The following is a 24,401-nucleotide window of genomic DNA, read 5'->3' as shown; positions in this document are numbered from 1 at the left end:
CAATTCGGATTCAGTTTTCAGGCGATTAAGCCTGAGCATTTACGCTGTAAATGCCCGTTTGGTGGCGATAGCGGAGGGGTTCCACACGTACCCATCCCGAACACGACCGTTAAGCCCTCCAGCGCCGATGGTACTTGGACCGAAGGGTCCTGGGAGAGTAGGACGCCGCCAAGCGGACAACCACATTACCCGTGGTATTTTTTTTGCCCTTAATATTAATATGTCTTAGAAGGGCCTTTAGCTCAGCTGGTTAGAGCGCACCCCTGATAAGGGTGAGGTCGGTGGTTCGAGTCCACTAAGGCCCACCATATTCCCTGATAGCTCAGTTGGTAGAGCACTCGACTGTTAATCGAGTTGTCACAGGTTCGAGTCCTGTTCGGGGAGCCATTTATGGAGAGGTGTCCGAGTTTGGCCGAAGGAGCACGATTGGAAATCGTGTAGGCGCCACAAGCGTCTCGAGGGTTCGAATCCCTCTCTCTCCGCCATAAAATTATTAGCATGGCCCGTTGGTCAAGGGGTTAAGACACCTCCCTTTCACGGAGGTAACATGGGTTCGAATCCCATACGGGTCATATCATGGAGGCTTAGCTCAGCTGGGAGAGCATCTGCCTTACAAGCAGAGGGTCGGGGGTTCGATCCCCTCAGCCTCCACCATATTTTTTTCACTGACGCGGGGTGGAGCAGCCCGGTAGCTCGTCGGGCTCATAACCCGAAGGTCGCAGGTTCAAGTCCTGCCCCCGCAACCAATTTACTCTTATACATTATGTTTAGGGATAAGCTGGTATGGTGAAAATGAATAGTATATACTAATTAATGACGCGGGGTGGAGCAGCCCGGTAGCTCGTCGGGCTCATAACCCGAAGGCCGCAGGTTCAAATCCTGCCCCCGCAACCAATTTACACTTATGCATTATGTCTATGGAACCGTGGTGTAGTTGGCCTAACATGCCTGCCTGTCACGCAGGAGATCGCGGGTTCGAATCCCGTCGGTTCCGCCATTTAGTTAATTATTATTGGGGATTAGCCAAGCGGTAAGGCAACGGACTTTGACTCCGTCATGCATAGGTTCAAATCCTATATCCCCAGCCATTTATGAGAGCCATTAGCTCAGTTGGTAGAGCACCTGACTTTTAATCAGGGTGTCGAAGGTTCGAGTCCTTCATGGCTCACCATTTTCTTTAAAGTGTGCGCGTGTGGCGGAATTGGCAGACGCACCAGACTTAGGATCTGGCGTTTCACGACGTGGGGGTTCGAGTCCCTTCACGCGCACCATGTTTTTGCGGACGTGGCTCAGCGGTAGAGCATCGCCTTGCCAAGGCGAGGGTCGCGGGTTCGATTCCCGTCGTCCGCTCCATATAGATTTTGCGCCCTTAGCTCAGCTGGATAGAGCGTTTGACTACGAATCAAAAGGCCGGGAGTTCGAATCTCTCAGGGCGCGCCATTTTTATTACTAAGCAGTTATAGTATTGTTAACGGGATGTAGCTCAGCTTGGTAGAGCACCTGGTTTGGGACCAGGGGGTCGCATGTTCAAATCGTGTCATCCCGATTTTATACCTTTGCGGGTGTAGTTCAATGGTAGAACTTCAGCCTTCCAAGCTGATAGCGTGGGTTCGATTCCCATCACCCGCTTATAAAGAGAAACACCTGCCGGTATTAGGCGGGTGTTTTTTTGTATAGTTAAGCACGTATGGATACAATAGGAACTAGAGATTTTATTTGAGGAGCGGCCAATGTTTGAATTTGAAGCAAGGTTAGTCAGACCAGATACGAATGGGAGTTGGACATATCTTACGGTTCCTTTTGACGCTGAACAAATATATGAAACTAAATCAAGGATACAAGTTAAAGGAAGCCTGAATGACATTCCCTATAAAGGAACACTCATGCCGCATGGTAATGGGAAACATTTTATGGTCGTAAAAAAAGAACTGCGAGACTTAGCCCATGCTCAACCTGGAGATATAGTTCGGGTGACAATGGAACAAGATCATCAATTGCGAGAGATAGAAGCTCCAGAAGATTTTCTGGACGCACTAAGCAGCAATGAGCAGGCAGAGGTATATTATAACAGCTTGGCTTATTCCTATCGGAAGGAATATGTGAGCTGGATCGAAGGGGCGAAAAGACCGGAAACCAGAGCAGCAAGGATCCAGAAGTCAGTTAATAAGCTGGAAGTAGGTTTGAGGCTTAAATAATAGAACAGCGTCCTCCTCCTTAATATCTGGAAAGGGACGCTGCTGTAGTGGGTATATAAGGGATCGTCCTTATATAAGAACGCCTACTTCACCATTATTCACGAACTTAATGCTTTCGATCTTCACCTCTAGTTGACCTGAAGGAATCGCTAGCTGACAAGTACTGCCGAGCTCAGCCAGCAGCAGCTGCATGCCTATAGGTGACAACATAGAAATCTTGTTATTGTTAGGTTCTGCTTGGTTAGGAAATACGATGGTATAGATATCTGTAGTATTATCGTCCAAGTAACGAAGCTGCAGCTGACTTCCGATAAAGACCTGTGAATTTAAATCTTCACCATTGAACTCAGTTAGTAATTGTTCCAGCTCGGAGCAATAACGGGATAACAGCGTTTCAGCGTTGCTTCTATCCTTGCTCCGTACCGGAAAGTACTGATTTAGAAATGCGATTTTTTCCTCATCAAAATAGATAAGCTGCTGAAGCAGCTGTGTCCGTGAGCCTTCATAGATAAGACTATGGTTCATAGTAGATTTCACCCCCTCTAAGTAGCACATTCCTTGTAAACCTGTTATGGTGTGTTGCCATCTTAAAATCCCTCCTATACAAATAGAGGTCCCCCAATGGAGACCTTCTGATCAGTATACCAGCTTCTATTTGTAAATCCAATCCATTTTAAAAGGGGAATTAAAACCTTCTAAATATTGTAATGAAAACCTTTGACTATTACATACTTGGGTGCTATGATAGGCTGATGCATAGGCATTTCGTAGAAAACTGCGAAATGCCTATACTGTATTTTGAAGATATTTTTACATTAATTGTTACCTGGGGAGTGATACGCCATGTACATTTCGTTGAGTTCACATATAGATTCCAGAACTATAAAATAACTACTTAATTTATTAAAGGAGGAGATCAGGATGATTCAAGTTAAAGAGTTTGTAGATGCTGATAATTCTTATGCAGAGAATAAAGCTAATGAGTTCCTGGCAGGACTACGGGAGGAACAGATTGTGAATATCTGTTACGGTTCGGTAGTTAAATCATCACGTGATGGGGCAGAGCACCAAAGAACCACTATACTGGTCGTGTATAAGACAAATGAAAGGCAATAACTGGAACACGTTTTTTTCATGTCTATCCATTGTCTCCACGCTGGGCGTTGTGATTGTCATCATTTATTATGTTTTCAGCTAATTAGCAAAAAGAGGACCTTTCCCATCTACGGGCAAAGGTCCTCTTTAGTTTATAAGTGCATTTACAATCTTACATTCCGTCTGGTACAGATAAACCCAAACCGGATGCGATACGCTGTCCCAAGTCTGGATCAGCTTTAAAGAAATGCTCAATCTGGAGACGTTTGATATCGTTACTTTCAACAGGAGTCATAGCGCCAACGATATTTTGAACTAGACGGGTACGTTCTTCTTCAGACATTAGACGGTACAAGTCACCTGGTTGTGTATAGTGATCGTCACTATTGTAGGAGACACTATCCGCATAACCAGAGACTTCGAACGGCGATGTTTTATGCTGCGGTGATTCTTTAGGTCCTCCTAAGCTGTTAGGCTCGTAATAGGCACCGGAACCGCCATTGTTGCCCAAGGCCATGCCACCATCACGTTGATAGTTCTTCACTTCTACTTTTGGACGGTTGATAGGTAAACTGTTATGGTTGGGACCAACCCGGTGACGGTGTGCATCACCATAAGCGAACAGACGGCCTTGTAGCAATTTATCAGGCGAAGCTTCAATACCAGGAACGAAAGAGCCGGGGGAGAATGTAACTTGTTCTACTTCAGCAAAGTAGTTCTCCGGATTGCGATCCAATACCATACGTCCAACCTCGATTAACGGATAATCTTTTTGCGACCAGACCTTTGTTACATCAAATGGATCAAAACGGTAAGTCTTCGCATCCTCGATTGGCATAATTTGCACGTAGAGCTTCCAAGCAGGGAAATCTCCTTTATCAATAGCATTAAACAAGTCCTCTGTATGATAATCCGGGTTTTCCCCAGCGATTTTGGCAGCAAGGTCTGCATCTAGATTCTTAATGCCTTGTTCTGTTTTGAAATGGTATTTCACCCAGACTGCATTGCCCTCGGCATTTACCCACTTGAAGGTATGGCTACCGAACCCATGCATATGTCTCAGCGTAGCTGGAATTCCGCGATCCGACATCAAAATCGTTACCTGATGCAGAGATTCAGGCGATAAAGACCAGAAGTCCCATACAGCATTCGGGTTCTTCAGATGTGTCTGTGGATCACGTTTCTGTGTATGAATAAAGTCCGGGAATTTAATCGCATCACGAACGAAGAATACAGGCGTATTGTTACCTACGAGATCATAGTTTCCTTCTTCAGTATAGAACTTCACGGCAAATCCACGAGGGTCGCGTACGGTATCAGCAGAACCTAATTCACCAGCTACAGTAGAAAAACGAATGAACAACGGTGTACGTTTGCCTACTTCAGACAAAAAGTTAGCTTTTGTGTATTGGGTTAGATCTTTTGTAACTTCAAAATACCCGTGAGCGCCTGCACCTTTAGCATGAACGACACGTTCAGGAACACGTTCTCTGTTAAAGTGGGCTAATTTCTCAAGCAAATGGACATCTTGCAGTAAAGTGGGACCGCGGTCACCGGCTGTCATTGAATTCTGATTGTCGCCTACTGGAGCACCCCAGCTGGTTGTAAGATTATTATTATTGGAGCTCATTAATAGAATCACCTCATGAGATTTGATTTTAGATTTAGTATAAGTTCTATATTAATGTTTTTTAGAGAAATTGCAACACTTTTTAAATAATTGACTCATTACAATATGTGGTAATCGTCATTACAGCGTTGGCACATTCAGATATATATGATAGACAAAGTGATTAATTACTTAGCAGAATTAAAAAAGAAACAGCGCATCCCTACCATCACTGAAGGGGTGCGCTGTATTTTTTGATATAGAAGATATTCGGTTCTTGTACTTAGGCTTTAATGTACATTCTGTTGTAATATTCATCTAACATTCTTTTGGTGGCAAACTCCGTACGGGTGGTTTCGATACTCTTTTTCATCATTTGTACCCACTGTTCACGATTCTCGTAAAAGGTTGGGAGTACACGTTTCAATAAGGTGTCGTACAGTGCATCACTATCATGCTTATCCAGCACCTCAAAGTCTGTAGCTTCGAAGCCGTCTCCAATCTGCCAGCCATTCTCACCATCGATGCAGGCTTCCGGCCACCAGCCATCCAGAATAGAACAGTTCAATACACCGTTCATAGCTGCTTTCATCCCGGAGGTGCCGCTGGCTTCCAATGGTCTGCGTGGATTGTTGAGCCAAATATCAGTACCGCGCGTCAGCTGGGCGCCAATCGTCATATCGTAATTCTCGAGGAACACAACACTCTTTGGATACTTTTTCATCATCGCTACTAGGTTACTGACGATTTTTTTACCGTTATCATCGAGTGGGTGCGCTTTGCCGGAGAATACAATTTGTATCTTTCCAGACTCCAGATAAGGTTCGATAATTTCTGGCTGCGAGAAGATCAGGTCGCTTCGTTTATATGGAGCAGCTCTGCGTGAGAAGCCGATGAGTAGATTGTCAGCATTTAAGCTAATGCCGGAACGTTCTTTGATGAACTGGATCAGTTCGCCCTTGATCTCTTTATGCACTGCCCATAAGTCTCCATCCTGTTCGTAGGCTTGCGTCATTCTATCATCTACCCAGGTAGGAGTATGGATGGCATTAGTAATGCCTATAATTTCTGATCTTCCGGCTACTTCCTTCCACATTTTATTAGCCGTATCGGCGTGTAGCTGGGCTACTGCGTTGGAGATACGTGATAGCCTTAAACCTGCAACCGTCATATTAAATGGCTCGCCGCCGATCCGCTCCATCTGGTCACGGGTTAAGCCGTTGAACGCACTCATATACTCAAGTCGGTCGAGAGGATGGGTTTCGTTGCCTTCTTTGATTGGTGTGTGGGTAGTGAATACGACTTCTTCGCGAGTAGCTTTCCACGCTTCTTCGAAGGTATGGCCTCCGGACATTTTTTCACGGATTAGCTCGATAGCCGCTAGAGCCGCATGACCCTCATTGAAGTGATAGACATCAATAGGGATTTGCAGTGCACGCATAGCTTTGACTCCACCAATCCCAAGTACGATCTCTTGTGCGATCCGTTCTTCGCCGAACCAGCCGTACAATTGGCCTGTGATCCAGGCATCATTATTCTCGGGAATATCCGTATCCAGTAAATACAATGTGCTGTTGCCAAAATAATCAGTTTTCCATACTTTGCATACCACATCGGTTTTTCGGACTTTAACAGTTACCTTAACCCCTGTATCTTCAAGAAACTCATAAACATAATTGTGATAGGAGTCGTACGGATTGCCATTGGCATCAATCTTTTGGTCCGTGTAACCTTGTTTCCACTTCAGCCCAATAGGGATGATAGGGGCGTTGATATCTTTTGCACCCTTGATGTAGTCTCCGGCAAGAATGCCCAGACCTCCGGCATACATTTTGAAATCGGAATGCAGCCCGTACTCCATACTAAAATAAGCGACTGACGGTAATTTTTGTTCGTTCACTTGATAAGCCTCCTAATCACGGATTAGATTAAATTGCAGTGAAGCTGCGGGCATTATCTTAGGTGCAAACGTTTGCTCAAAATAGTGCAGCCAATCATTGTGGAAGCGATTGCACCACTATTCTAGCACACTCGATGAATAAAAGCATAACGTCAATTTGGTGAAAACAACCATTTTGAATCCAATTGAGCGGAATTGATTGATAAAGTGGACAGAAGCCCCTAAGATAAAGAGATTGAAGAAATAATTAATGGTGGTGTCTAAGTTGGATATAGTTGTGATTGGAAGCTTGAATATGGATATGGTGGTACGTACAAACCGGTCACCAAATGCAGGAGAAACCCTGATTGGACAAGCCTTTGCTCTATCTCCTGGCGGAAAAGGGGCAAATCAGGCCGTTGCCGCAGCACGTCTGGGTGCAGAGGTTAGTATGATCGGAAGAGTTGGAAAAGATACCTTTGGTAGCGAAATGCTGGAGATTATCAGGAATGAAGGCATTCATATAGAGCATATTTCTGTAAGTGAACATGAGGCAACAGGAGTCGCCTCAATCGTTATTGAAGAAGATGGAGAAAATCGGATTATCGTGGTACCTGGAGCGAATATTGAGCTTACGGTAGAGGATATTCAGGCATTGGAGGCTGTGATTAGCCAGGCTAAGATCATTGTGCTGCAGCTTGAAATGGATCTGGCGATGAGTGAGCAGGCGATTGCGATTGCCCATCGTAAGGGGATTCCGGTCATCCTTAATCCTGCACCAGCTAGAGTGCTAAAGGATGAGATGCTGGCTCAGGTATCTTACCTGACACCTAATGAGACGGAAGCCGGGATTTTGTCCGGAATGATTGTGGATAGCGCAGAGACTGCTGAGCAGGCAGCCCGTATTTTGCTGCAAAAAGGAGTACAGAACGTAATTGTAACCTTGGGTTCAAAAGGTGCCCTGATTGTGAATGCTGAAGGTGCCAAGGCTGTTCCAGGCTTCCCGGTAAAGGCGGTAGATACAGTTGCTGCCGGTGACTCATTTAATGGCGCATTAGCCCAGCAGCTGGTCTTAGGGAAGACCTTGGAGGAAGCCGTGAGCTTCGCTAATGCTGTAGGTGCATTGGCTGTAGGGAAAGAAGGGGCGATCCCTTCATTGCCGCAGTTGTCCGAGGTCGAGCAGTTTCTAAAACGTAAATCGCTGTAGAATAGACAGTACAGGATATTCAAGATCTATACTAGATGAGATAGGATAAGGAGCTTAAATAATGAGCAGAACAGTAACCGTTAAAAATGTGATCATCGGCGAAGGAATCCCTAAGATATGTGTTCCGCTAATTGGAGCGACCTTGTCTGAGCTGAAGCAGGAAGCGGAAGCGCTGAAAGTACTGCAACCTGATTTGGTGGAGTGGCGGACGGATTTTTTTGCTGAAGTGGAAGACGTTGCAGCTGTAAAGAACGCACTAAGCGAAATCTGTTCTGTGATTCCAGATCTGCCGCTGATTTTTACTTTTCGGAGTGCAAAAGAAGGTGGAGAGAAGCAAGTCAGCACGGAATATTACACAGCACTGAATAAAGCTGCTGCCGAGAGCGGTCTAGTAGATATAATAGATGTTGAACTATTTAATGATGAGCAGGATGTAAAGCTACTGGTCGAAGCTGCTCATGCTCATAACGTGTCTGTCATTATTTCAAATCATGATTTTCAGGGTACACCTCCTAAAGAGGAGATCATCTCACGGTTATGCAAGGCGCAGGAGCTTGGCGGGGATTTGCCTAAAATTGCCGTTATGCCCCAAGATGCAGGCGATGTGTTAACTTTGCTGGAAGCTACACATATCATGAAGGAAAAATATGCAGACCGTCCGATTATAACGATGTCTATGGCGGGAGCCGGGGTGATCAGCCGTTTGGCAGGTGAAGTTTTTGGTTCAGCGCTTACCTTCGGAGCTGCACATAAACCTTCTGCACCTGGCCAGGTAGCTGTCGCTGAGCTTCGGAATACATTGTCGCTGCTGCACCGCAGTCTGTGATTTCTGCTGATTGCTATTGCCTCAAAAAAAAGGCATCCGGAGTATCCGGATGCCTTTTTCTATTTTAAAATATTGTTCGTGCGCTTACGCATTTTTTCCCGTATATACATGTACGGCATCTCTTAGAAACGCAGCGAGTCCAGGGCGGCGTTTGTCATAGTATTCGGTAAAACGTTCATCATCAACATACAATTGTGCAACACCAGCATGAGCTTCTTTGGAATAGGAATTCCAGTAGAAGGAGAGCCACTCACGGTGTAGGTCTGCACTTTTTTGCGCTAATACACTGGCAGGGTCTCCATGCTCCATTGCTTGCAAGAGTGTTTCGAACATCTCTTCCTCAAGCTGTTGTATAGCGGCATATTGTTCTTCTGTCATTCCTTTAAGCTTTTGGTTGGATTGATTAATGGTGTCATCTCCGTATTTCTCCCTTATTTCTTGGCCATATTTCTTTTCGTTGTCATCTACCAGCTTTTGTTTAAAGCCTTCGAATTTTTCAGTATCACTCATGGTAATTCTCCCTTCTTTTTGAGCCAGCGTCTTTTCGACGTTAGCGATTAATAGATCTAATTGCTGTCTTTTTTCCAGTAGCTTGTCATGATGCTCCCGCAGCGCTTTGGCTCCGTCGAATGAGGGCTCTGTCATAATAGCCTTGATACGTTTCAGACTTAAGCCAAGCTCCCGATAAAATAAAATTTGCTGTAGTAGATCTACTTCGGTACGGCCATAGATACGATACCCCGAAGAGTTGATTCTCGCCGGCTTAAGAATGCCAAACTCATCGTAGTAGCGCAGGGTCCGTGTGCTGATTCCAGCTAACTCTGCGAGCTTCTGCACTGTGTATTCCGTAGTATCACCTCCTACAAATCAAATGTACACCTTTACGTAACGTGAAGGTCAAATGGTTTTTTTAGCATATCCAAAACAGCGGCAGCTACCCTCTGAATGATCATGGGGAAGTCTGCCGCTGCTATGAATAAGTCTATAATGTTAAGCTTTGCTGCTTGAATTTATTTATGGCCCATCTGTGCTGTGAAATAATTGTGCAATTCCTCCAGCTTACGAGGGTCCGCAAGGGTTGCTTTGTCTGAGAAGTAGTGTTCAACGACAAGGTCCCAGGTAGGTACAATTTTTTGTGAGGTCATAGCCTTTATGGCTACCTTAACTGTTTTGCGTTCTTTGGCATTGGAGAAGGTATCTACGTAATGCTGTGAACGCTCAAAATCCAGATCCTTAAACACGGCGCGGAAGATCTCTGACGTCATCCGTGCATCATCCAGCGCCCGGTGTGCAGATCCAGTAGGCTCAAGCTCAAACAATGCCATCGCGCTTTCCACGCTGACATCATTGCTAAGACCACGCGCACGAAGAACTCCTTTGAGCAAATCGAAATACGTAGCGGACATCCAGTAGGATTCGTCCATCTTGTGCATGCGCACATCCTGAATGATTCGCTTCATGTCTTCGCCACCCCAGGTAAGCAGCAGAACTCCGTCTGTACTTAGATCAAGCCACTCTCTAAAAGCAGTGATGACTTTGGGGAAGCGGGCGGCAATGTCGATTTCCTCTTGAGGGATACCCGTTTTTTTCTTAATAAAGGAATTCAGGGTGGAGAAATATATAGGTTTGATCAAGGAAGAAAATTCATCCTTATACTGCAGTGAAGAGTCTAACCGGACGGCTCCAATCTCAATGACCTCCATAGGGTGCTCGCTGGCAAACTTACGGCCGTTGAATTCGATGTCCAGAATAATATAATCCACAGGTACTTGCCTCCGTTTCCATGACTGACGCTGTAGTGCTTAATACGTCGACTTCTCTATTTTAACAAAAAAAGTGATGTAATGGGGAATATGGAGACAAGCTAATATTTGCACAAAAAAATGAACCAGCGTAACATCTGCGCACTGGTTCATTTAATCACTATTAAAATTTAATCCTATAAAAGATTAATGTCCTGAATCGGCAGCAGGTTCAGGCATATGAATCGGCTGTTCATTTATAACGGATCCGTCATCAAGACGAAGCCAGGTATTGAAGTCTTGAGTGCCTTTGACCAGTTCGATGACGCGTGCTCCCCGCATAAAGCCTTCTTTTCCATAAGTATTGTAGCCGGTAGCACGGCCATAAGAAAGACGTATGCCATACAGGTTGCCGCTAAAATCGTTGATATGGTCATGTCCGCAGAAGGTGCCAAGCACATCACCCATTTCCAGCAAAGCTGAGAATAAGCCCGAGTTCACCTCAGGTGAGCATACACGCTCAAACTTATGCCCATGACAGACTTGTGTAGACCAGACATCCCGATATTCGGGAATTGGAATATGGAAGAAAGCCAAGGCAGGCAGCCTGTTCTCAGCAGTCTTCGGATTCAGCCGCGCAGATTCAGCCGTCAGCCAGTTGATCTGATTCCGCCCAATCCAATTGTAGCCCGGGATATCCTCATACTCGGAGTAGCCGCCAGAGTCCAGAAAATACAAAATAGCAGCCGAGTGGTCTTCCTGATCTTTAATTTCAAGAGTGTAATTGCCCGAGCCTTCCAGCTCTTCTGGACCGGCTTCGGTCAGGCAGTGGGGATGTTCCAGGGCAATTTGCATCAGTTCACTCTTTGAAATCAGAGTTTCTGTGTCATGGTTGCCAAATACAAAGGTCCAAGGGATGCCGGATCTCTCCACGGCAGCGACAGCCTCACGAAAAGCTTGTGCGGGGTGCTCGCATGCCTTGTTTCCCGGTGATACAGGACCCGTGTAAATAAGATCTCCCGTGAAAACCACAAGATCAGGTTGTTCCGCATCCAGAATGCGTTCCATCAGTGCCTCGGTAAGCTGATCCTCAGCTCTTCCATCCATCCAGTGCAGATCGGTAAATTGTACGATTTTAAAAGTGCCATCTTGCTGAAATGATAAACTGTGTCTCATTAGAATAATCTCCCTTACTATCGAATATTGAATAGCAAGCTGTGGAGGCGCCAACCCCTCATTGCGCCAAGAGGGCAATAAGGGCTGACGTCGTTAGAAGCATAGCTATACGCAGGTCAGCCGATCCAGATCCGCTGAGTGCAATGATCTCCAGAGTTTCTACCGATCATAATATCATATTCCCCAGGCTCGAAGACCAACTGATCGTCTTTTCCGTAGAACATTAACATTTCTCTGGTGATTTCGAAGGAAACCACCTGTTTCTCATGCGGTGCGAGTGTAATCTGCTGGAAGCCTTTCAGTTCCTTGACCGGGCGCACGACACTTGCGCTGACGTCGTGGATGTAGAGCTGAACGGTTTCCTTGCCGGCGATGTCCGAAGTATTCTCTACTTCAATGGAGGCAACCACCCGATCCGCAGCTTCAACATTGAAGCTGTTGTAAGCAAACTTGGAATAGCTCAGGCCATAACCAAAACAGAACAGCGGGTCATTCGGGCAGTCCAGATAACGGGTCACGTAACGCACATTAGGATACATAGGATCATAAGGACGTCCCGTTTGATAAGCATTGTAATAGACAGGAATTTGCCCAACCGAGTAGGGGAAGCTCATCGATAAACGTCCGGAAGGATTATAATCTCCGAACAGCACATCGGCCAGCGAATTTCCTGACTCTGTACCCAGAAACCAAGCCTGCAGCAGAGCGTCGCTGGCATCAAGAACGGGTTTCAGCTCCAGTGGTCTGCCGCTGAATACAATGGTGACGACCTTTTTGCCGGTAGCCTTCAGACGCCAGATCAGCTTCTCCTGATTGGCCGATAGGCGGAGATTGGATTTGCTTCCGCCTTCCCCGGTATCCTGCTGGTTCTCACCGACAGCGGCGAGAATTACATCACAATCCTTCAGCGCCTGGTAGGCGTCTTCAATTTCATCCCCCACATCAAAAACACCCTCAAGCATGCTTCCCAGCTCACCAGTCATGGCCGTAAAAATATTTTCGGCAGATGTTTTTTGCGAAAGGCCGGTGTAGAGTGATACAGCCGGATCTTTTTCTGTCCCGGCCCAACCGCCCAGCACATGAATGGAGGTGGCGAAAGGACCAGCCAGACCAATCTTCATGCCACGTTTAAGGGGCAAAGCATCATTGTCGTTTTTGAGCAGTACAACTGAGCTAGCTCCAAGCTCCCGTGCGGCCTGCAGATGCTCCGCGCTAGGTTTCGGAGCCTCATCCACCAGCGGATCTGCATCCTTGAATGGATTATCGAACAAGCCAAGCGCGTCCTTGAGCTCAAGCACCCGGATGACGGCTTCATCGATCAAGGCGATATCAAGCTTTCCTTCCTCGACCAGAGCAGCGCCGTGGTTTAGATAGTGAGTGGACATCATCTCAATATCCAGCCCAGCAGCCAGACTTTTCTCGGCTGCCTCACGGCCATCTATTGCGGCGCCATGGGGAATCAGCTCATTAACGGAATTGAAATCGGCGATGGTAACGCCGTTGAAGCCCCATTCTTCCCGTAAAATCCCGCGAAGAAGTTCGGAATTACCACTTGCCGGGATACGGTCAATGGTATTAAATGCGGCCATCACCATGGCCACACCAGCATCTACGGCAGCCTTATAGGCTGGCAGGTAGAACTCACGCAATACGCCGGAAGACATATCCACCGTGTTGTATTCCCGTCCGCCTTCGGGAGCACCGTAACCAGCGAAGTGCTTCACACAGGCAGCGATGCGTCCTTTTTCTTTTAGGTCCTTGCCCTGATAACCCCGCACCATACTTTCGGTGACACGGGCATTCAGATAGGGATCCTCACCAGATGTCTCCATGACACGTCCCCAGCGCGGGTCGCGTACGAGATCAGTCATGGGCGAGAAGGTGACGTGAATGCCGGCAGCCGCACTCTCCTTGGCGGCGATTTCAGCAAACCTTTCACAGGCTTCAAGGTCAAAGCTGCTGCCCATGGCCAGCGGAATCGGGAGGATGGTCCGGTAGCCGTGAATGACATCCGCCATGAAGAGCAGAGGAATCTTTTGTCGGCTGGTTTGCAAATGTCGGGTCTGTTGCTCGATTACATTCCGGGCTCCAATACCGTTCAGAACACTTCCGATGCTCTCCATTACCTGCGGCTTAATATTCAGTTCCTTAAATGGTCCGGTTAAATCCACGGTATCGTCCAAACCCCAATAGTGAGGACCTAGCTGGGTTAATTGGGCCAGCTTTTCGTCCAGGGTCATATCGTTCACAAGATCTTGGATAAACGTTTTAGTCATGGTTAACTCCTTCCTCGTGAGCGCATTGAAAGTTAGTTTGTTAAATAGATGTGTAGTTCCCCGCCGGGCAGCGTAAGCATGATTTTATTAGCAAAACTTACGTTAGATAGGCGATAAGGATGGGAGTGAACCGTTTACTCTCCTGGCACACAGCTCCGAGATGCGGAATGGGCCTGAGCTATAATCAGGTTCAGTTGTTGTGAAAATCATAGCATTTCTCTCTTCGGATACAGGGCTGAGGCATGAATTAAATCAGAAGAGGATTGCATCATTAAGATGTTACATATGGAGACTGACATGTCTATGAAAGAAAAGTATAAAAACGTTTCCACAAACGATACACCTCGATATTAGTCTGAACACCAAAAAAAGTCAATCGCCTTTAGAAAAACAGCTAATTTATATTTTTTTACGTGAAATATGTAACTTTAGTACTTGTAATTCAAAAATAAAATGAATTGACAGCGCATACATTTTGGGAGTATGCTTCTCACACAGAGAGTTTTACAGAAACACTGGAAACGTTTCTACAACGCTCGATACACTTTTTTATGAAGGTTGGGCAAACTGTTTTTATTCTGGCTGCTGGACAAGAAAGGAAGGTAATTTATGCATGTGACTGAATGCATCTTTCAAATTGGAGGTGGGCACTTTGGCGAGACTGAAGCTTGTGGGTGGAAACATTGTTCGGGAAGTCATTAAGAACAAAGTTCTTTTTCTAATGTTGCTGCCTGTAATCGTATATTTCGTTATCTTTCACTATGCTGTAATGCCTGGAGCTTACGTCGCATTTGTAGATTACAAGCTCAATAAGGGGATTTTTGGAAGTAACTTTATCGGCCTTAAGAACTTTGAGTTTCTGGTTCAAAATGGGGATCTATGGAATATTACCAAGAATACGCTGCTCTATAATATCGTCTTTCTGGCTTTAGGTAATATCATTCAAATAGTATTTGCCATTATGTTGTCTGAGATCTCAGGCAAGTGGTTCAAAAAAATATCACAATCCGTTATCCTGTTACCGAATTTCATCTCCATGGTTATCGTCGGTGTGTTTGCCTACAATATATTCAATTTCAATTCCGGGTTTATCAATACGATGTTAACTGGAATGGGGCTAGACCGTTACGAGTTCTATTCCGATCCGGGCATCTGGAAATATATTATTGTGGCTTTCAAGATCTGGGCGGGTACCGGATATGGAATGATTGTTTATCTGGCAACGATCACAGGGATTAATCATGATCTGTACGAGGCTGCTTATATGGATGGAGCGACTACCTGGCAGCGAATCCGTTATATGACCTTGCCGATTCTGAAGCCAACCTTTATTCTGCTTCTACTGTTCGGTATGGGTGGAATTCTCAAGGGATCCTTTGACCTTTTCTATAATCTGATCGGTACGAACTCTGTACTGTATCCGCAGACAGATATCATCGATACCTATGTCTTCCGTTCACTGGTGGGACAATTCAACTTCTCTATGGGTGCCGCAGTGGGCTTCTACCAATCCTTATTCGGTCTGATCCTGGTGCTTGTAGTTAACTTTATTGTACGCAAGGTAGAACCGGACAGCGCTTTGTTCTAAGACTAGACACGAAACAGGGGTGATAAATATGGAAAAGAGTACAATCAAACAGGATTCCGGAAGCATTCTCATAAAAGCAGTCAGTTATATCTGTATCGCTATCTTTGCGCTATTCTGTTTATTTCCCTTCGCGTTGATGATCTCCTCATCGTTCATGAACGAGCAGGAAATTGTTCGTGAAGGCTACAAGCTGCTGCCGAAGGCATTTTCCTTTAAGGCTTACGAGATGCTATTCAACAACTCTACTCAGCTGGTGAATGCATATCAGGTAACTATCTTCATCACCGTAGTGGGTACGGTACTCGGACTGTTTATGATGTCGATGGCCGGATTCGTGCTCAACCGTAAGGATTTCAAGTACCGCAACTTCTTTTCCTTCTTGATTTACTTTACAACACTATTCAGTGGTGGCTTGATTCCGACATACATCCTGATGGTTAAGCACCTGCATATGAAGGACAGCTTATTCGCCATGATTCTTCCGGGTGTAGTTGGTGCATGGTCCATCTTCCTGATGCGTAATTTCATGAAGGCGATTCCGGATTCCTTATATGAATCCGCTACCATTGACGGTGCTGGCGACTTTCGCATCTATTGGCGGATATTTATTCCGCTGGCGGTTCCATCCTTGGCTACTATTGGGCTTTTCTCAGCACTAGGCTTTTGGAATGAGTGGTATAACGGGATGTTGTATATTGACAGTCCGACGAAATATCCGCTCCAATACTTTTTGCAGCGAATGGTCAATCAGACGAACTTAGGAGCGCTAATCAACTCGGGAGCGGTCATCAATACTGCTGATCTTCCGACGCAATCCATCAAGATGGCTACAGCTGTGCTGGCCACTGGACCGATTATTCTCCTGTATCCATTTGTACAGCGTTATTTCGTAACAGGCCTCACCATCGGGGCTGTAAAGGGTTAATGGACGCAATCTTCTTTTCGAAGAGCGTTTATTATAAATGAAAGTTTCATAAATAGAAGAGAAAAGGGAGGCTTACCTAAATGAAAGGTAAAAAGATCGCGTCTTCTTTAATTGCTGTCCTCATGCTTACTGGAGCACTGACAGCCTGCACATCCAAGAACAATAATGAGCCGAGTAATGATCCGGCAGCCACGAAAGCTCCAGAGGCTTCAGCCAATGCAGGCGGAGTGGATACTTCCAAGGAAGCTAAGCTGGTGTACTACCTGTGGGGCAGCGAAGGAGTTAAAAATAAAGAAATCCTCGCTGAGATTAACAAGAAGCTCAAGGCTGATCTAAACGCTACGATTGAAGTGAAGTATATTGACTGGCCGGATATCGCTACTAAGTACCCGCTGCTATTTGCTTCAGGCGAAGAATTTGATATGTCGCATGCATCTCCCGGAGCTCCGGTGTCTTATTTCACATTGGCTAGTGAAGGCGCTCTAGTGGACCTTACAGATATGCTGGATAAAGTTGCTCCTAAGCTAAAAGCGGAAATCCCGGAAAGTGTGTGGGAGAATACAAAATACAAAGGCAAAATTTATGGTGTACCAAGTCTTTATAGCGAATACACACCTGCCGGTTATGCCTATCGTTCTGACTTGCTGAAGAAATATGGAATGGACAAAATCACTTCCATTGATGATATGGTTAAATACATGGATAATGTGGTTGCTAATGAGTCCTTCCCACCAATTAACGGCAAGGCAGAAGATGCAGCCAATATGTTCAGAATGCTCGTAGATACTACAGGGATGTGGCTTAACGCTCCTGGTATATCTTTGAATGAGCTGAATCTTGTGACCAAAAGTCCAGAGGACTACAAGACCGTCTTCCATCCAGCCTTCACTCAGGAATTTGAAGATTGGGCTGTGAAGATGCGTGAATGGGCGGATAAGGGTTACTGGAGTAAAGATGTGCTGTCTGCGACCCTAGGCAGCAAGGATAACTTCAGAGCAGCTAACTCCGCAGGTTATTTGACTCATGCTCAGGACTGGATCGGCCAATACGGTGCGGATTTGAAGGCACAACCGGAATCAGATCCTTACTTCTTTACTTTTGCGGAAGCTAATAAGAAGATCAAACGTAAGATGGGCGTTGACAACTCGACTGTAATCAGCACGAACTCAGCTGATCCAGAGCGCGCTCTGATGGTGATCGAGAAGTTCATGACCGATGAAAGCTACTACAACCTCATCCAAAACGGTATTGAAGGCAAACAATATGTGATGGAAAATGGTGTTAAAAAGCAGCCTGCAGGCTTCAACGATAAAACGGACGGCGGAGGTTTCGCTGCTTGGTCACTTCGTAATGACAAATTCGTAGTTCCTACGGATACAGAAAACCCAATCCGTAACTCCTTATTCGCAGAATGGGATAAAGTGGCTATCGATGATCCTTACAATGGCTTCAGCTTTGATCCAACCAATGTTACAACTGAAATTGCTTCGATTTCCAACGTGAATTCACAGCTCGGTATTCAATTGATGCTTGGTAAAACAAGCAAAGATCCAAAAGCAGCTGTTGCAGAGTACCGCGATCAGCTGAAAAAAGCAGGAGTTGACAAGGTCATTGCCGAAGTAGAGAAGCAATTGGCTGCGTTTGTTCCTGTCAACTAAAGAAAGTTAAGGGGTGTAAGGGAGCTATAATTCGATATAGCTCCTTTACCCATAAATGGGGGAGTAAAGTGGATGTAAATATCAAGGATATCGCGCGGATTTCCGGTGTGGGCATCTCGACGGTCTCCAGGGTAATCAATAACAAGGGACCGGTGAGCAAGTCTACACGTGAGAAAGTGATGAGTGTGGTTAAGGAATACAATTATATTCCCAATTCCAACGCGCGGAATTTGAAAACTACACAATCTAAGAACATTGCACTTATGGTCAAGGGGATTACCAATCCTTTTTTCTCTAATATGATCAGAGAAATTGAACGGCAGGTCAATCTGCGGGGCTACCCGTTTCTTATCCAGCAAGTAGAGGATGGGACCGATGAAATCAATGCTGCAATTCAACTGGTGAAGGAGAAGAATCTGTGTGGGATTATCTTCATGGGTGGAACCTATGATCATTCTGAAGAGAAGTTCAAACAGCTGACGGTTCCGTTTGTGCTGACAACGATCACCTCAACGCAGGAGGTGAACCCGCTTATTTTTTCCAGCGTTATTATCAATGAAACGAAGGAAGCCTATAAGGCTACCAATTATTTGATCTCATTAGGTCATACGAATATCGGCTTTTTAGCCAAGTCTCCATTATTGGATGAAACCACGGGCAACCGGCGGTATTTAGGCTACAAAAAAGCACTCGAAGAGCAGGGTCTGCCCTATGATTCAGGGTTGGTTGAGGATTGCGAATACAGTCCCAGCTCGGGATTTAATGCTGCGCGGAGACTGCTCAACAAGAACAAGGGAATTACAGCTATATTTGCCGCTTCCGACACGATTGCCATCGGTGCTGCCAAAGCGGTGCTTACCGCGGGGTTATCTATCCCTGATGACATTTCGATCATTGGCTTTGACGGGATCGAGATGGCTGAATATTATCATCCTTCTCTTGATACAATCAGCCAGCCGGGTACGGAAATGGCCTTATCCAGTGTAGGTGTTCTGTTCGACCTCATTTCCGGACGTTCAAACCATCAGCATATTGTCTATGATGCGGTATTGCTCAAGCGTGGTTCCTGCAAGATGATTAAACCTCGTTAAGATCACACTATAAACCTTTATTGGAGTGGAACCGAAATGCAAGATACACTGAGAATAGGTACGATTGTACGTGGTGGAGAAGCCGTTAAGGTCATTCCACAAATTGTGGGGCATGGATTTGAATCATTTAATCTGAACTTTTGGCAGACCACCGGCGAAACCGATTTGATCGAAACGGCTGCACGACTGAGGGAGTTAGCTGCTGAACATGATTTTGTCATCTCTTCTGTGGGCATCTATGGCAATCCGCTCGCAGGCAGCGGCGACAATGCCGACACGTTGGCAAGCTGGGAGCGGCTGATTGATCATGCACATTTGTTTGGCACAGATATTATAGGCGGGTTCACTGGGCGATTGCCAGGTTTGTCCATTGATGAGTCCATCCCGAAGTTTACAGAGGTGTTCGGAGAACTGGCGAAGAGAGCGGCAGATCGTGGCCTGCGGATTGCTTTTGAGAATTGCGCTATGGGCGGAAACTGGCAGAGCGGAGAGTGGAACATCGCTCACAATCCTTCGGCCTGGGAGAAGATGTTCAATGCCGTTCCGGCGGATAATCTGGGATTGGAATGGGAGCCTTGCCACCAGATGATCGCATTGATTGATCCGCTTCCGCAGCTGCGCAAATGGATGGATAAAGTATTCCATGTGCATGGCAAGGATGCGACCATCGCTTGGGACATCGTCAAGGAATACGGTATTCATGGCCCCAAACCTTATGTATGGGACCGGACCCCTGGCTTCGGGGATACCAATTGGGTAGATGTAATCACCATCCTGCGCCAAGCGGGTTATAAAGGTACGATTGATATCGAAGGCTGGCATGATCCAGTGTATCGTGATGAGCTGGAAATGACCGGCCAGGTGCATGCATTGAATTACTTGAAATATTGCCGTGGTGGCAGCTTTGTGCCTAATCCGGTTTAAATGGTGCCGTATGAAAACAACCCAAAAATGACCTCGAAATCCACAGTGAAGTGGAGGATGAGGTCATTTTTTATAGTTAATCCTGATTTAATCCTGAATCAGATATCCTTGTCCCAGCTGTATTTCTTTGAAGCCAGCCAAATGGCGGGCTTGAAAGCGGATAGGGGTGCTGCCGCCAACCATAATGATATTTTGGATATCGGCGGCCCCTTCTGAAGGCAGGGAAAAGGCTCTGATATAGGCGTACTCTTCGGCTAGCGTTGTATAAATCGCGTTGATCAGCGGGTCATGTTCACCTTTTCCCATTAGATTCATGAGAATATATCCGCTTGTGTTCAACTTCGAACGGGTAATACTGAAAAATTCACGGGAGATCAAATGCCTTGGTGTACCAGCGGCAGTAAAGGCATCCAAAATGATGTAATCATATACCTGCGGGGCTTCGCCTTCAAGGATCTGACGTCCGTCACCGATCACTACGTTATCTTGACTATATCCAAAGCAGCGGCGGCTTAATTCGACTACTTGTTTGTCTAGCTCGGCTACTTTAAATCTTTTGTCCGGAAAATGTCCGGCAATTGTTCCAATTCCATGCCCAATAAGAAAAACATCCTCAAAAGAAGGGAGGTTGAACTCCATGAAGTGAATGATGGCCCGCGGATATTCAAAGAGAATTCGTTGCGGGTCATTAAGATCCATCGCACCTTGAGTGGCATGATTCGAGAACTGCATAACACGGAAGGAGCCTTTTTCACCATATAGTTCTGTTGTGTCGTAGACGGTTATTTCATGATTTTCGCTATTTCTTTGAAGCTCTGAATGCAAGTGATCAATCTCCTTATACAATACTAATTCGTTTATATTCATTGGGTGTAACCCCGACAACACGTTTAAAAAGCTTGTTGAAGTAGGCAGGATCGCCATATCCAACCTCTGCCCCAATCTCGTGAACCTTCAGGTCGGGAGCATTCTTGAGCAGATGTTTGGCTTTGCGCAGCCGAATTTCCGTGATGTAGTCCGTCAGTGTAAGTCCGGTCTCTTGCTTGAACAGCTTGCTTAAATAGCTTGGAGTCAAAAAAACCATATTCGCCAAAGTGTTCAGATCCGCATGCTGATTATAGTTAGCGGATATCCAGCGTTTTATGGTTTCTATGGCTGTGCCGGACATCTCCAGACGATGGGTTCTGATTTCGGTCAGAATGTTTGTGAAATGAGCGGTAAACATCTCCTCAATGTCGCAAAAGCTCATACTGGACGCGATTCTGTCGTCCAACCTGAGGTCGGGAGCACTTTTATTGCGGGCCTCGAATTCTTGCAGTTCCTTTTGTGCAGTTTCTTCAACCCAGCGACAGATCCGGAGAATTTGGTCAGGACCGGCTTGTTGTGCTTTCAGCACTGAGAACAGGTCATGAATCCATTCTAAGACGCCTGTCACATTCAGAATCTGCAGGTTATGGATCAGCGGTTCTCTAATTGTATTAAAGTGATCCAGGAGGTTCATCTCCGGCTGTTGAATATTCTGAATATTCGCGTAATGTACAGGCTCCGGATTATATATGCCCATGTTGCAGGCTTGTTTAGCATCTAGGTATGCCTGTCTAAGCTTGGATACCTCATTATAACAACGGCTGGTACCTACATGTAGGATCTTTCCGTGTGCAGATATCCGCATAATGTCACCGATATCTTTTAAATCGTTGTCTGACAGCGGCTCAGCAGAATATACAATCCAGACGTAGAGTCCTTTTTGAATCTCCAAGCTGTCGAAGCTCAACGCCTTCTCTTGCCGCAGACTGTCTGCGCAGGAGCAGACGGTTTCTCTGGCGCTCCCTTTGAGGACAAAGACCGAGAAATAAGGCTGGGGCAAGGTAAGGCTGGATAATAGGAGAGGGGAAGAGGGCTCTTCGATATGTAAGACTGTCAATAAAAGCCCGGAACGGTGGCGTTCTTCCTTGTCGCGCGCGAGCTGCCGTTCTTTGTCTAGCCGATAAAGCAACTCGAACAGCTGCTCTTTATTAATTGGTTTTAATAAATAGTCTACAGCTGAGCTGCGGATGGCTTCTCGGGCATAATTAAATTCAACAAATCCACTCATTAGAATAGAGTAGATCTGCGGATGGGTGGCTTTTAACTGTTTAATCAGCTCCAAGCCATTGATTTGCGGCATACGAATATCTGTAATCACAACATCAAGTTGAAGTGTGCTTAACTTATCTAATAGATGTTTTCCGTCGGAGTAGGTGCCGATGACCAGAAATTCGGCGCTTTCTTTACTGATCATTCGGGCCAGTCCTTCGCGGATTAAGATCTCATCATCCACAATCGCAATACGCAGCAATCTGAGCAGCCCCTCTCCTAAATAAATTCATCTTCACTGTATTTAGCGTTAATATCCGCAATGCGCAGGGTAACACGAGTGCCGATTCCAAGCTCACTCTCAACAAGCAGACCAAACGAACTGCCGTAATGCAGGCGAATTCTTTCATTTACATTTCGTAGTCCAATCCCGAACCTTTCATTGTCCGTTCCAGTCTGCAGACTATTGTTTAAGGAACGAAGGGTGGCTTCATCCATACCGATCCCATCATCTTCTACACAGAATACGGCATCGCCATGCTCGCTCCATGCGGTGATGCTCAAGGTGCCCAGTCCTACCTTTTGATCCAAACCGTGAAAGACAGCATTTTCTACGATCGGTTGAAAGACAAGCTTAATAACAGGAAGATGAAGGAATTCGTCCGGCACGTCGATGTTAAGTCTGAACTTGTCTGGGAATCGGATTTCCAGCAGCTGATAATAATTTCTCACATGATCCAGCTCTTGTCTAATTGTAACAGCCTCTTCGTTTCGGACAATGCTGTAACGCATTTGAAGCCCAAGTAAATAGGTTAGCTTCGCCACACGTGGATCATCATTGCTCTCTGCAAGCATGCGGATGGATTCCAGCGTATTATAAATAAAATGGGGATTAATCTGGTTTTGAAGCGCCCGCATATCAGCCTTTTGCTTCCGTTTCTCCGTGATGGACACTTCTTGTAACAGATCTTTGATCCTTATGATCATCCGATTAAAATGACTGCCCAGCATCCCAATCTCATCATTATATTTGGAATGCTGCCAGACATCCAGATTACCATGCTGCACCCGTTTCATTAAGCGGACCAAGGATTTAAGGGGTTTGGTCAGGGCATGGGAAATTATAGTCGCAACAAAAAGTGCAAAAGCAATGATAATCAGTGTGGTCAAGATAAGCGTATTACGATTCTTTTGTACAGGGGACAGGATACGTGTTAAAGGAATCGTAACCATAGTGGTCCACCCGGTCTGTTTCGAGACGGTATACACTGCAAGATAAGACTGGCCATTCAAGTCTATTTGAAAATGATCCTGCTGCTGATTTACTTGCTGCAGCAACAGCTTTGTATTCAGAGTTTGTGTATCGGCAGCCAGATTCGGAACCGCGGAATCTTCACTGGCATAAATCAGATCTCCATTGTTATCTACAATGAACGTGTTTCCTTGCGTAACTGCATTTACGGGATCGATAATGCCCTTAAACAGATTGATGTCTACATCGAAAACGAGAATTCCTATATTCTGCAATGTGCTTACAGAGTTAATCGTACGCAGAACACTAAAGACCTCTTTATGGACATTCGAGTTGGTGCGGATCGTATGTCTGCCCTGAATGACAGGCGCTGCTCCGGCATCTTCACTCATGGTTCTCCATTTGGCTAATCGTTCCTCGGGATACAGTTCATTAATTCCAGCGTCTTTATCATAAAAGACAGAACCGTACTGATCCACCAAATACACGGCAATGATTTCTTCCTTAGTATGATTCAAATAGCTAAGGAACATCGCCATGCCCGTATTTTTTTCCCAGTCGGTATTTTGCTGTGTCAGGTAGACTTGCACATCGGTGTTATACAGCGGCAGGGCTGTATACCTTTTGAGGTCGGCAATATATCGGTCGATGGTATCTGAAGCATTCGATGTCATTTGACCCGCACCGTCAGTCGCATTCACAAGAACCGAGTTGAACATGGAGCGGGACGATAGATAACTTACATAAGTAATCGGCAGAGAGATCAGAAAGACAAAGATAACAATCAGCTTGCGCTCCATCGGTAGATTGGCAAGGAACAACCACATTTTGCGTAAAGTTAACCGGATGTATGATAGCATTTGCGTTGTTCCTTTCCTGTAA

Annotated in this window: 19 protein-coding genes, 15 tRNA genes and 1 rRNA gene; 25 read left to right on the top strand and 10 right to left on the bottom strand. The window is 45.7% G+C overall.

Going from position 1 to position 24,401, the window contains the following annotated elements; genetic code table 11:
• The first annotated feature begins 57 nt into the window (after window positions 1–57).
• From rrf to MHH63_RS20030, 17 genes are all read left to right on the top strand, one after another.
• Window positions 58–174: ribosomal RNA gene (rrf, locus tag MHH63_RS20110) — 5S ribosomal RNA — on the top strand.
• Window positions 175–231: 57 nt separating this feature from the next.
• Window positions 232–308 (top strand) — tRNA-Ile (locus MHH63_RS20105).
• A 3-nt stretch (window positions 309–311) separates the two neighbouring features.
• A tRNA-Asn gene (locus tag MHH63_RS20100) sits at window positions 312–387 on the top strand.
• Between the two features lie 5 nt (window positions 388–392).
• Window positions 393–485: transfer RNA gene (locus MHH63_RS20095), tRNA-Ser, on the top strand.
• Window positions 486–500: 15 nt separating this feature from the next.
• Window positions 501–572 (top strand) — tRNA-Glu (locus MHH63_RS20090).
• A 6-nt stretch (window positions 573–578) separates the two neighbouring features.
• Window positions 579–654 (top strand) — tRNA-Val (locus MHH63_RS20085).
• 15 nt (window positions 655–669) lie between these two features.
• Window positions 670–746, top strand: a tRNA-Met gene (locus MHH63_RS20080).
• 71 nt (window positions 747–817) lie between these two features.
• Window positions 818–894 (top strand) — tRNA-Met (locus MHH63_RS20075).
• Between the two features lie 25 nt (window positions 895–919).
• Window positions 920–997, top strand: a tRNA-Asp gene (locus MHH63_RS20070).
• Between the two features lie 16 nt (window positions 998–1,013).
• Window positions 1,014–1,088: transfer RNA gene (locus tag MHH63_RS20065), tRNA-Gln, on the top strand.
• Between the two features lie 7 nt (window positions 1,089–1,095).
• Window positions 1,096–1,171 (top strand) — tRNA-Lys (locus tag MHH63_RS20060).
• A 15-nt stretch (window positions 1,172–1,186) separates the two neighbouring features.
• Window positions 1,187–1,271 (top strand) — tRNA-Leu (locus MHH63_RS20055).
• Between the two features lie 7 nt (window positions 1,272–1,278).
• Window positions 1,279–1,353: transfer RNA gene (locus tag MHH63_RS20050), tRNA-Gly, on the top strand.
• A 10-nt stretch (window positions 1,354–1,363) separates the two neighbouring features.
• Window positions 1,364–1,440: transfer RNA gene (locus MHH63_RS20045), tRNA-Arg, on the top strand.
• Window positions 1,441–1,472: 32 nt separating this feature from the next.
• Window positions 1,473–1,546 (top strand) — tRNA-Pro (locus MHH63_RS20040).
• A 12-nt stretch (window positions 1,547–1,558) separates the two neighbouring features.
• Window positions 1,559–1,629, top strand: a tRNA-Gly gene (locus tag MHH63_RS20035).
• 101 nt (window positions 1,630–1,730) lie between these two features.
• On the top strand, window positions 1,731–2,195 hold the full coding sequence (locus tag MHH63_RS20030) for a YdeI/OmpD-associated family protein (RefSeq protein ID WP_339189637.1): 465 nt from the start codon (window positions 1,731–1,733) through the stop codon (window positions 2,193–2,195).
• A gap of 69 nt (window positions 2,196–2,264) precedes the next feature.
• Here MHH63_RS20030 and MHH63_RS20025 read toward each other — a convergent pair whose 3' ends face one another.
• On the bottom strand, window positions 2,265–2,720 hold the full coding sequence (locus tag MHH63_RS20025) for a GreA/GreB family elongation factor (protein ID WP_076130676.1): 456 nt from the start codon (window positions 2,718–2,720) through the stop codon (window positions 2,265–2,267).
• A gap of 396 nt (window positions 2,721–3,116) precedes the next feature.
• On the opposite strand from MHH63_RS20025, the gene MHH63_RS20020 reads away from it, so the two are divergent.
• Window positions 3,117–3,311, top strand: coding sequence for a sporulation protein Cse60 (locus MHH63_RS20020; RefSeq protein ID WP_036686883.1), 195 nt, complete (start codon window positions 3,117–3,119; stop codon window positions 3,309–3,311).
• A gap of 151 nt (window positions 3,312–3,462) precedes the next feature.
• Here the strand turns inward: MHH63_RS20020 and katA are convergent, their stop codons facing one another.
• Both katA and glgP read right to left on the bottom strand, forming a co-directional pair.
• Window positions 3,463–4,920 carry a catalase KatA gene (gene katA / locus MHH63_RS20015; RefSeq protein WP_076187446.1) on the bottom strand — a complete coding sequence of 486 codons (1,458 nt, stop codon included), beginning with the start codon at window positions 4,918–4,920 and terminating at the stop codon, window positions 3,463–3,465.
• A gap of 262 nt (window positions 4,921–5,182) precedes the next feature.
• Window positions 5,183–6,799 carry an alpha-glucan family phosphorylase gene (gene glgP, locus MHH63_RS20010; protein WP_341172030.1) on the bottom strand — a complete coding sequence of 539 codons (1,617 nt, stop codon included), beginning with the start codon at window positions 6,797–6,799 and terminating at the stop codon, window positions 5,183–5,185.
• 256 nt (window positions 6,800–7,055) lie between these two features.
• On the opposite strand from glgP, the gene rbsK reads away from it, so the two are divergent.
• Both rbsK and aroD read left to right on the top strand, forming a co-directional pair.
• Window positions 7,056–7,985: a ribokinase gene (gene rbsK, locus MHH63_RS20005; RefSeq protein WP_218640434.1), complete on the top strand. Its 930-nt coding sequence runs from the start codon at window positions 7,056–7,058 to the stop codon at window positions 7,983–7,985.
• 61 nt (window positions 7,986–8,046) lie between these two features.
• Window positions 8,047–8,811: a type I 3-dehydroquinate dehydratase gene (aroD, locus tag MHH63_RS20000; RefSeq protein WP_076130672.1), complete on the top strand. Its 765-nt coding sequence runs from the start codon at window positions 8,047–8,049 to the stop codon at window positions 8,809–8,811.
• 84 nt (window positions 8,812–8,895) lie between these two features.
• On the opposite strand, the gene MHH63_RS19995 is transcribed toward aroD, so the two are convergent.
• The 4 genes from MHH63_RS19995 to bglX all read right to left on the bottom strand — a co-directional run bounded on the left by MHH63_RS19995 (window position 8,896) and on the right by bglX (window position 13,969).
• A complete protein-coding gene (locus MHH63_RS19995) occupies window positions 8,896–9,648 on the bottom strand; it encodes a MerR family transcriptional regulator (RefSeq protein WP_339171494.1) in 753 nt (250 codons plus the stop codon).
• 173 nt (window positions 9,649–9,821) lie between these two features.
• Window positions 9,822–10,574, bottom strand: coding sequence for a 3'-5' exonuclease (locus MHH63_RS19990; protein ID WP_036686897.1), 753 nt, complete (start codon window positions 10,572–10,574; stop codon window positions 9,822–9,824).
• A gap of 186 nt (window positions 10,575–10,760) precedes the next feature.
• Entirely contained in the window at window positions 10,761–11,729 is a 969-nt protein-coding gene (locus MHH63_RS19985) for a metallophosphoesterase family protein (RefSeq protein WP_076302802.1), read from the bottom strand.
• Window positions 11,730–11,845: 116 nt separating this feature from the next.
• Window positions 11,846–13,969, bottom strand: a complete 2,124-nt coding sequence (gene bglX / locus MHH63_RS19980; RefSeq protein ID WP_341172247.1) for a beta-glucosidase BglX — start codon at window positions 13,967–13,969, stop codon at window positions 11,846–11,848.
• Between the two features lie 679 nt (window positions 13,970–14,648).
• Here bglX and MHH63_RS19975 point away from each other — a divergent pair.
• From MHH63_RS19975 to MHH63_RS19955, 5 genes are all read left to right on the top strand, one after another.
• Window positions 14,649–15,593 carry an ABC transporter permease gene (locus tag MHH63_RS19975; RefSeq protein ID WP_305953532.1) on the top strand — a complete coding sequence of 315 codons (945 nt, stop codon included), beginning with the start codon at window positions 14,649–14,651 and terminating at the stop codon, window positions 15,591–15,593.
• A gap of 28 nt (window positions 15,594–15,621) precedes the next feature.
• Window positions 15,622–16,518 (top strand): carbohydrate ABC transporter permease, encoded by an 897-nt coding sequence (locus tag MHH63_RS19970; RefSeq protein WP_076105429.1) that lies wholly within the window; start codon window positions 15,622–15,624, stop codon window positions 16,516–16,518.
• 80 nt (window positions 16,519–16,598) lie between these two features.
• On the top strand, window positions 16,599–18,176 hold the full coding sequence (locus tag MHH63_RS19965; RefSeq protein ID WP_339171501.1) for a DUF3502 domain-containing protein: 1,578 nt from the start codon (window positions 16,599–16,601) through the stop codon (window positions 18,174–18,176).
• A gap of 68 nt (window positions 18,177–18,244) precedes the next feature.
• Entirely contained in the window at window positions 18,245–19,267 is a 1,023-nt protein-coding gene (locus tag MHH63_RS19960; protein ID WP_036686912.1) for a LacI family DNA-binding transcriptional regulator, read from the top strand.
• 36 nt (window positions 19,268–19,303) lie between these two features.
• A complete protein-coding gene (locus tag MHH63_RS19955) occupies window positions 19,304–20,191 on the top strand; it encodes a sugar phosphate isomerase/epimerase family protein (protein ID WP_076194375.1) in 888 nt (295 codons plus the stop codon).
• Between the two features lie 87 nt (window positions 20,192–20,278).
• On the opposite strand, the gene MHH63_RS19950 is transcribed toward MHH63_RS19955, so the two are convergent.
• From MHH63_RS19950 to MHH63_RS19940, 3 genes are read right to left on the bottom strand one after another with little or no spacing between them, the layout of a single operon-like run.
• Window positions 20,279–21,058 (bottom strand): spermidine synthase, encoded by a 780-nt coding sequence (locus tag MHH63_RS19950; protein WP_081387266.1) that lies wholly within the window; start codon window positions 21,056–21,058, stop codon window positions 20,279–20,281.
• Entirely contained in the window at window positions 21,030–22,529 is a 1,500-nt protein-coding gene (locus MHH63_RS19945) for a response regulator transcription factor (protein ID WP_341172029.1), read from the bottom strand. Before MHH63_RS19945 ends, MHH63_RS19950 begins: the two co-directional genes overlap by 29 nt.
• 17 nt (window positions 22,530–22,546) lie before the next feature.
• Window positions 22,547–24,379 (bottom strand): cache domain-containing sensor histidine kinase, encoded by a 1,833-nt coding sequence (locus tag MHH63_RS19940; protein ID WP_341172028.1) that lies wholly within the window; start codon window positions 24,377–24,379, stop codon window positions 22,547–22,549.
• Window positions 24,380–24,401: the final 22 nt, after the last annotated feature.

Source organism: Paenibacillus sp. FSL H3-0310, assembly GCF_038002785.1.
In the GTDB taxonomy this organism is placed as follows: domain Bacteria; phylum Bacillota; class Bacilli; order Paenibacillales; family Paenibacillaceae; genus Paenibacillus_AQ; species Paenibacillus_AQ odorifer.
The sequence above is the reverse complement of the archived record's forward strand: the minus strand, read 5'-3'. Positions and strand labels throughout refer to the sequence as shown.

Coding starts and splice junctions, on each gene's coding strand:
- MHH63_RS20030 (WP_339189637.1), top strand. CDS start 1,731: ATGTTTGAATTTGAAGCAAGGTTAGTCAGACCAGATACGAATGGGAGT.
- MHH63_RS20025 (WP_076130676.1), bottom strand. CDS start 2,720: ATGAACCATAGTCTTATCTATGAAGGCTCACGGACACAGCTGCTTCAG.
- MHH63_RS20020 (WP_036686883.1), top strand. CDS start 3,117: ATGATTCAAGTTAAAGAGTTTGTAGATGCTGATAATTCTTATGCAGAG.
- katA (WP_076187446.1), bottom strand. CDS start 4,920: ATGAGCTCCAATAATAATAATCTTACAACCAGCTGGGGTGCTCCAGTA.
- aroD (WP_076130672.1), top strand. CDS start 8,047: ATGAGCAGAACAGTAACCGTTAAAAATGTGATCATCGGCGAAGGAATC.
- MHH63_RS19985 (WP_076302802.1), bottom strand. CDS start 11,729: ATGAGACACAGTTTATCATTTCAGCAAGATGGCACTTTTAAAATCGTA.
- bglX (WP_341172247.1), bottom strand. CDS start 13,969: ATGACCCTGGACGAAAAGCTGGCCCAATTAACCCAGCTAGGTCCTCAC.
- MHH63_RS19970 (WP_076105429.1), top strand. CDS start 15,622: ATGGAAAAGAGTACAATCAAACAGGATTCCGGAAGCATTCTCATAAAA.
- MHH63_RS19965 (WP_339171501.1), top strand. CDS start 16,599: ATGAAAGGTAAAAAGATCGCGTCTTCTTTAATTGCTGTCCTCATGCTT.
- MHH63_RS19955 (WP_076194375.1), top strand. CDS start 19,304: ATGCAAGATACACTGAGAATAGGTACGATTGTACGTGGTGGAGAAGCC.
- MHH63_RS19950 (WP_081387266.1), bottom strand. CDS start 21,058: ATGAATATAAACGAATTAGTATTGTATAAGGAGATTGATCACTTGCAT.
- MHH63_RS19940 (WP_341172028.1), bottom strand. CDS start 24,379: ATGCTATCATACATCCGGTTAACTTTACGCAAAATGTGGTTGTTCCTT.